Origin of the sequence: Pseudomonas sp. 30_B, from assembly GCF_017491605.1 — a bacterium.
Classification (GTDB): Bacteria; Pseudomonadota; Gammaproteobacteria; order Pseudomonadales; family Pseudomonadaceae; genus Pseudomonas.
The window spans coordinates 1-246 of the sequence record NZ_JAFGYY010000470.1; the positions used below are offsets into that span (position 1 = coordinate 1).

1 pseudogene is annotated in these 246 nt (G+C 61.8%); it reads left to right on the forward strand.

Annotated elements, in window-relative coordinates:
- Window positions 1-246 (forward strand): annotated as a pseudogene (locus J5M67_RS29140) (arylsulfatase); the annotation flags it as partial.

Consider the following 246-nt stretch of genomic DNA (forward strand, 5'->3'; position numbering starts at 1 on the left):
AGAAGAGCGCGCGCAACGAGTTCTACTACTTCAACGACGACGGCCAACTGGTGGCCATGCGCTTCGGCGACTGGAAGGCGGTGTTCTGCGAGCAGCGCAAGCCCGGCGGCTTCGAGGTGTGGAGCGAACCCTTCGTCTGCCTGCGCGTGCCCAAGCTGTTCAACCTGCGCATGGACCCCTACGAGCGGGCGGATGTGGTCTCCGACCAGTATTACGACTGGCTGACCAAGAACGACTATCTGCTGT